Raw genomic sequence first — 7,243 nt, 5'->3', positions numbered from 1 at the left:
CCCTTCGTCTATCGGTTAGGACACCAGATTTTCATTCTGGGAAGAGGGGTTCGACTCCCCTAGGGCGTGCCACTGTGATCTTTCCCTGACATCGCTACGATTTGATCTGACGGCCATTGCAGGGCACCAAACGTCCATACTCCATCCCGGCAGACAAAGTGCACCCTCGCCCGGCCATCCCGGACCCTCACGGCCACCAGGCAGAATCATGCCGGCGGAAAACAGTGCCGTTCAAGCAGCATCGCAGATCGTGAGACATCGAGGTTCGCGCGCAGGCTTGCCGGCTAGAATGCCTTGGCAGCGTCACTGACGCGCAGCTGGACGCGACGCTGGCCCTGCCAGAGATCGGCCGAAACCGAGCCGGCAACGTGGATTGATGCACCGCGGCTGGCAAACAGGAAGTCGCCGAGCGGCGTCTCCACGGCCCTAAACGCAATGCCGTCGAGGCGGCCACCATCCTGCCCCTCAAGCGTTACCTTGATATGGTTGGCCCCGACCTGTCGGCAGTCTCGCAGCCGATGCGACGGGAAGGCAAAGACCGGCTGTGGATGGGCGGAGCCATAGGGACCTGCCTGCTCCAAGAGATCGATCAGTTCCAATGTTGCGCCTGACGCACCAAGCGCACCATCGAGCTTGAGGGTCTGCACAGCAACGAGATCACGTACCGCCGCCTCGGCTTTCTCCTCGAAGAATTGCCGCAACCGGCCGAGGTTCGGCCGCTCGACCGTCAGGCCTGCCGCCATAGCGTGGCCGCCGCCCTTCACCAACAATCCGCCATCGACGGCGGCACGAACCATCTTGCCCATATCGAAGCCGGCGATCGACCGGCCGGATCCCGTGCCGCGACCATTCGGATCGAAGGCAATGGCAAAGGTGGGACGGCGGAACTTTTCTTTGATTCTCGCCGCAATCAGCCCGACGATGCCCGGGTGCCAGTTTTCCCGCGCCGTCACGATCACCGAGGCGCCCTCGCCCGTGCCGTATTCGGCCAGAACTTCCGCTTCTGCCTCGGCCAACATTGCGGCTTCCATCGCCTGCCGTTCGCGGTTGAGCTCGTCGAGCCGGGCCGCGATTGTCTCTGCGGCTGAACTGTCTTCCATGGTCAGCAGCCGGCTACCGAGAGCCGCATCGCCGATGCGTCCGCCGGCATTGATGCGCGGCCCGACCAGAAAGCCGAGATGATAGGGCGTTACCGGGCCGCCGATTGCCGCCTTGCGCAATAGCGCCGCCAGCCCGACATTGCCCATGTGTCGCGCTGCAATCAGTCCCTTGACGACATAGGCGCGATTGAGCCCCTTGAGCGGCACCACGTCACACACCGTCGCAAGCGCCACGAGATCAAGCTGCGCCAGCAGATCGAAGGATGCGACGCGTGCGTCACCGGCGGCGCGCAGCACGCGCACCGCGTTGACGAGAACGAGATAGACGACGCCGGCGGCGCAAAGATGCCCCTGGCCGGAGAGATCGTCCTCACGGTTGGGATTGACGAGCGCCTGGCACGGCGGCAGCGTCGCGCCAACCTGGTGATGGTCGATGACGAGGACGTCGATGCCGCGCTTTGCGGCAACAGCAAGCGACTCATGGCTGGTCGAGCCACAGTCGACCGTGACGATGAGCTTCGCCCCGTTGTCGATCAACTGTTCGATCGCCTGTGGGTTGGGGCCGTAGCCTTCGAATATACGGTCCGGGATGTAGATCTCGGCCTCGAGCCCGAAATGGGCGAGGAAGCGCGCCATCAATGCCGAGGAAGAGGCGCCATCGACGTCATAGTCGCCGAAGACCACCACCTTCTCGCGCCTGGAGATCGCCACGGACAGGCGCTCTGCCGCCTTGCGGCAATCAGTCAATGTGTCAGGGTCGGGCATCAGCGCGCGCAGCGTCGGGTCGAGGAAGGTTGCGGCATCGTCGAGCGAAACACCACGTCCGGCGAGAACGCGACCGATCAGATCGGAATAGCCGTGGACCTGACTGATCGCCAGCGCCCGGTTCTGGCCGGCCTGATCGAGACGCGACACCCAGCGCTGACCGCTGGCCGATCGCTCCACGCCAAGGAATGCTCGCTGTATCGGATCTACCGGTTCTTCCATGCTGCCTACCTGCCCATACTCTCTTCGTTCTTAGCGAACGTCGCGCACCAGCAAAACCCGCTATGAAAAAGGCCCCACCGACGCCTGTGGTCGATGGGGCCCTTTCTCAACAGTTTTGCGCCAGGACTTAGGCCGCCTTCGGCCGCTCGATGCGGATAACCTGTGGTTCTCCGACCAGATAGCCCTCGCTCTTGATGGCAACGATCGCATCGCGCACCGAATGCTCGGCGGTCGCGTGCGTCACGAGAATGATCGTTTGCGGCTCGTCCGATTCCTTCGGGTGCTTGGAATGCTGCATGATCGATTCCAGCGAGATGCCGTTTTCGGCCATGCGCGATGCGATGCTTGCAAACACGCCGGTGCGATCGACGACCTTCAGGCGGATGAAATAACCGCCTTCGTGGCTCTGGATCTGCGCGCGCTTGTAGGGAAGCAGCGCATTGGTCGGACGGCCGAATGCCGGCACGTGCTGTGCGCCGGGGCGGCTCTTGGCGATATCGGCGATATCACCGAGAACGGCAGATGCCGTGGCGTTGCCGCCGGCGCCGGGGCCGACCATCAGCAGCTCGCCGAGAATATCGGATTCGATCGCGACCGCATTGGTGACGCCATCGACCTGGGCAATCACCGAATCATAGGGAACCATCGTCGGGTGCACGCGCTGCTCGATGCCGCTTTCGGTGCGTTGGGCGACACCGAGAAGCTTGATGCGGTAGCCGAGATCGGCCGCAGCATTGATATCGTCGATGGAGATATTGGTTATGCCCTCGAGATAGATGTCGTCGGCAGCAATTGCCGTGCCGAAAGCAAGGCTCGTCAGGATCGACAGCTTATGCGCCGTATCGTTGCCCTCGATGTCGAAAGCCGGGTCCGCCTCGGCGTAGCCGAGCCGCTGAGCTTCCTTCAGGCAGGCCTCGAAGGACAGCCCTTCCTTTTCCATCTTCGTCAGGATGTAGTTGCAGGTGCCGTTCATGATCCCGTAGACCCGTGAGATCGTATTTCCGGTCATGGACTCGCGCAGCGCCTTGATGACGGGGATGCCGCCGGCCACCGCCGCTTCGTAGTTGAGCAGCGCGCCCTTGTTCTCCGCAATAGCTGCAAGCTCGATGCCGTGGGCTGCCAGCAGCGCCTTGTTGGCGGTGACGACATGGATGCCACGGCCAAGCGCCGTCTTCACGGCGGCATAAGCAGGGTCGCCGGAGCCGCCCATCAACTCGATGAAGACATCGATGTCTGCATTGGCCGCGAGCGAAACCGCGTCGTCGAACCACGCCGCCTTGGAAAGATCGACGCCACGATCCTTGGAGCGGTCACGCGCCGTGACGGCTGTAATCTCGATTGCCCTGCCACATGTCGTTGCCAGCATCTCGCGACGATCCTGGAGGATCCGCACGAGCGAGGCACCGACGGTACCCAAGCCCGCAATGCCAATTTTGAGGGCATCTGCCATAGCCATTTCCTAACATGTGAAGGCGCCCCGCCAGAACGGCGGGGCCGTGGTGGAAGGGGCGTGCTTGCCGCACGCCCCCGTCTTTTACCGGTGCGCGTTGAGCGAGATGACGTTGTGCATCGTCTCGTCAGCCGTGGACAGGAATTTCTTGATGTTGCGGGCCGCCTGCCTGATCCGGTGTTCGTTTTCCACGAGCGCCAGACGCACGTAGTCGTCGCCCTGCTCGCCAAAGCCGATACCAGGTGCCACGGCCACATCGGCCTTTTCGACCAGCAGCTTGGAGAACTCAAGCGATCCGAGATGACGGAACTTCTCAGGAATCTTCGCCCAGGCAAACATCGTGGCTGCCGGCGGGGGCACCTCGAAACCGGCCTTGCCAAAACTTTCGACCATCACGTCGCGGCGACGCTTGTAGATGTTGCGGACTTCGGCGATGTCGCTGCCGTCACCGTTGAGCGCCTGGGTGGCGGCAACCTGGATCGGCGTGAACGCACCATAGTCGAGATAGGACTTCACCCGCGTCAGCGCTGCGATCAGCCGTTCGTTGCCAACGGCAAAACCCATGCGCCAACCGGGCATGGAGAACGTCTTCGACATCGAGGTGAACTCGACCGTAACGTCGATCGCGCCTGGCACTTCGAGCACGGACGGCGGCGGTGCGTCGTTGAAGTAGATTTCCGAATAGGCCAGATCCGAGAGCACGATGATGTCGTGCTTCTTCGCGAACGCCACGACTTCCTTGTAGAAATCGAGCGTGGCGACCTGCGCCGTCGGGTTCGACGGATAGTTGAGGATCAGCGCCAGCGGCTTCGGGATCGAATGGCGAACGGCGCGTTCCAATGGTCCGAAGAAGGTGTCGTCGGGCTCGACCGAGATCGAGCGGATGACGCCGCCTGCCATCAGGAAGCCGAAGGCATGGATCGGATAAGTCGGATTGGGGCACAGGATGACGTCGCCAGGTGCGGTGATCGCCTGCGCCATGTTGGCGAAGCCTTCCTTGGAGCCAAGGGTGGCGACGACTTGCGTGTCCGGGTTCAGTTTGACGCCGAAGCGGCGGGCGTAATAGGCGGCCTGGGCACGACGCAGCCCGGGAATGCCCTTCGACGACGAATAACGATGCGTGCGCGGGTCCTGAACGGCCTCGCAGAGCTTGTCGACAATCGACTGTGGAGTGGGAAGATCCGGATTGCCCATGCCGAGGTCGATGATGTCAGCACCGGCCGCTCGCGCGCTTGCTTTCAAACGGTTGACCTGTTCGAAAACATAAGGCGGCAAACGCCGGACTTTGTGAAACTCTTCCATCTCCAAACCTCGTTTGGCGCACGTCTCCGCCAGCGGTTGGCCGTCGCGAAAACATGCGCTTTGGTGAACGGCCGTCACTGCGGCCATTGAACGCTTTGCGTCCAAATCACCCGAAACGCAAGTGCTAATTCGTGATCTGTTTCAGCGTGTCGGAGCCGTGGTCTTCGGCAAGCGTACGCATTTCCTTCATGCGACGCTGATACTCAGCTTCCGAGATGGAACCGGATTTGCGCGCGGCACCGAGCGAGCTCAACCGTGCCTGCATATCGGCGGCTTCCTCGTTGGTCATCTGCTGTGTCGCGGCCGGCTTCTGACCGTAGACGGAGGGATAGTTTTCGAACGGGGTCTTCTGGGTGTTGCAGCCCGCAAGCGTGCCCAGGAGAATGATCCCGGCAACCCAGGTGATGGAGCGCTGTTTTCCGACGGCGAACATACTGACAAAGACCTCTGTTATCGTGGCGCGACGATGCGCTAGCCCTTGTAATCATTTTCGGGCAGAATGTAAAAATACAAAACAAACAAGATGCTGTGGAGGAAACCGGGTGACAGCAGACAGGAATGCCGAAGGCCACGCCGGCAAGGACGGCTTTGCTGGCTTCGACCCAAAGTCCGTTGAACCCTACATCGTCAAGGATCCGGAAGGCCTCGCGGTCAACCTTGCCCGCGCGATGGAACAGCTCGGCAAGGCGGCTTCCGCCTGGCTTGCGCCGCGCGAAACCGGTGAGAAATCCGACGTCTTCGCCGAACCCGTCACCGACATGGTCAAGACTCTGTCGCGGGTTTCCGAGTATTGGCTTTCCGATCCGCGCCGCACACTCGAAGCGCAGACCCATCTCATGGGCAGCTTCTTCGAGATGTGGTCGCGCAGCATCAACCGCATGTCCGGCACCGATGGCGATCCGGCGCCCCCGCTGCGCGCCGACAAGCGCTTTACCGATGAGGACTGGGTCAAGAACCCCTTCTTCGATTTTGTCCGGCAGGCCTATTTCATCACGTCCGACTGGGCCGACAAGATGGTGCGCGACGCCGAGGGCCTCGACGATCACACCAAGCACAAGGCCGCCTTCTACGTCCGGCAGATTTCGAGCGCGCTGTCGCCGACCAATTTCATCACCACCAATCCTCAACTCTATCGGGAGACGGTCGCCACCAGCGGCGCCAATCTCGTGAAGGGCATGCAGATGTTTGCCGAGGATGTGGTGGCCGGCCGCGGCGATCTGAAGATGCGCCAGACCGATACCAGCAAGTTCGCCATCGGCGAAAACATCGCCATCACCCCCGGCAAGGTTGTCGCGCAGAGCGACGTCTGTCAGGTCATCCAGTACGAAGCGTCGACGGAAACGGTGCTCAAGCGCCCACTGTTGATCTGCCCCCCCTGGATCAACAAGTTCTACGTGCTCGATCTCAACCCGCAAAAATCCTTCATCAAATGGGCAGTAGACCAGGGACACACTGTCTTCGTCATTTCCTGGGTCAACCCGGACGAGCGGCACGCGGCCAAGGATTGGGAAGCCTATGCGCGCGAAGGCATCGGCTTTGCGCTCGACACCGTTGAACAGGCGACCGGCGAGCGGGACGTCAATGCCATCGGCTATTGCGTCGGCGGAACGCTGCTGGCCGCTACGCTTGCGCTTCATGCCGCAGAGGGTGACGAGCGCATTCGCTCGGCGACGCTCTTTACCACCCAGGTCGATTTCACCCACGCGGGCGATCTCAAGGTCTTCGTCGATGAAGATCAGATCAGCCAGATGGAATCGAACATGCAGGTCACCGGCTATCTCGACGGTTCGAAGATGGCGACCGCCTTCAACATGCTGCGCGCTTCCGAACTGATTTGGCCCTACTTCGTCAATAACTACCTCAAGGGTCAGGAGCCCCTGCCCTTTGACCTGCTCTACTGGAACTCCGATTCGACCCGAATGCCGGCGGCCAACCACTCGTTCTACCTGCGCAACTGCTACTTGGAGAACCGGCTGTCGAAGGGCGAGATGATGCTGGCCGGCAAGCAAGTGTCGCTCGGCGATGTCAAGATCCCGATCTACAACCTCGCCACGAAGGAAGACCATATCGCCCCGCCGCGCTCGGTCTTCCTCGGCTCCTCGTCGTTCGGCGGCAAGGTTACGTACGTGCTCTCCGGCTCCGGCCACATCGCCGGCGTCGTCAACCCGCCTGATAAGGGCAAGTACCAGTTCTGGACCGGCGGTCCGCCTAAGGGCGAGTACGACGATTGGGTCAAGACGGCCAAGGAAACGCCAGGGTCCTGGTGGCCGCACTGGCACCAGTGGATCGAAAAACTCGACAAGAAGCGCGTGCCGGCGCGCAAGCCCGGCGGCCAGCTTAACACGCTGGAAGAGGCACCCGGCTCCTACGTGCGCGCTCGCGCCTGACAAAAGTGTGGAATAGA

The 7,243-nt window shown here is 61.6% G+C and carries 5 protein-coding genes; 1 reads left to right on the top strand and 4 read right to left on the bottom strand.

Features of this window, described 5'->3' with window-relative positions; translation table 11 throughout:
• Positions 1–284 precede the first annotated feature (284 nt).
• The 4 genes from recJ to AC07UR_RS20165 all read right to left on the bottom strand — a co-directional run bounded on the left by recJ (position 285) and on the right by AC07UR_RS20165 (position 5,272).
• Positions 285–2,087 carry a single-stranded-DNA-specific exonuclease RecJ gene (gene recJ / locus AC07UR_RS20180; RefSeq protein ID WP_209792331.1) on the bottom strand — a complete coding sequence of 601 codons (1,803 nt, stop codon included), beginning with the start codon at positions 2,085–2,087 and terminating at the stop codon, positions 285–287.
• Between the two features lie 127 nt (positions 2,088–2,214).
• On the bottom strand, positions 2,215–3,537 hold the full coding sequence (locus tag AC07UR_RS20175) for a homoserine dehydrogenase (protein ID WP_209792330.1): 1,323 nt from the start codon (positions 3,535–3,537) through the stop codon (positions 2,215–2,217).
• Positions 3,538–3,621: 84 nt separating this feature from the next.
• A complete protein-coding gene (locus tag AC07UR_RS20170) occupies positions 3,622–4,839 on the bottom strand; it encodes an LL-diaminopimelate aminotransferase (RefSeq protein WP_173419902.1) in 1,218 nt (405 codons plus the stop codon).
• 124 nt (positions 4,840–4,963) lie between these two features.
• A complete protein-coding gene (locus tag AC07UR_RS20165; RefSeq protein ID WP_173419901.1) occupies positions 4,964–5,272 on the bottom strand; it encodes an SHOCT domain-containing protein in 309 nt (102 codons plus the stop codon).
• 109 nt (positions 5,273–5,381) lie between these two features.
• Here AC07UR_RS20165 and phaC point away from each other — a divergent pair, with 109 nt between their 5' ends.
• Positions 5,382–7,226 carry a poly(3-hydroxyalkanoate) polymerase subunit PhaC gene (gene phaC, locus AC07UR_RS20160; protein WP_327795889.1) on the top strand — a complete coding sequence of 615 codons (1,845 nt, stop codon included), beginning with the start codon at positions 5,382–5,384 and terminating at the stop codon, positions 7,224–7,226.
• Positions 7,227–7,243 lie beyond the last annotated feature (17 nt).

This window comes from Ensifer sp. GW821-FHT05G01 (genome assembly GCF_059419585.1).
Note: the sequence above shows the minus strand (reverse complement) of the source record. Positions and strands in the feature narration are given on the sequence as shown.

Bases quoted from the DNA above. Each gene is read 5' to 3' on its own strand.
- recJ (WP_209792331.1), bottom strand. From the start codon at position 2,087: ATGGAAGAACCGGTAGATCCGATACAGCGAGCATTCCTTGGCGTGGAG.
- AC07UR_RS20175 (WP_209792330.1), bottom strand. From the start codon at position 3,537: ATGGCAGATGCCCTCAAAATTGGCATTGCGGGCTTGGGTACCGTCGGT.
- AC07UR_RS20170 (WP_173419902.1), bottom strand. From the start codon at position 4,839: ATGGAAGAGTTTCACAAAGTCCGGCGTTTGCCGCCTTATGTTTTCGAA.
- AC07UR_RS20165 (WP_173419901.1), bottom strand. From the start codon at position 5,272: ATGTTCGCCGTCGGAAAACAGCGCTCCATCACCTGGGTTGCCGGGATC.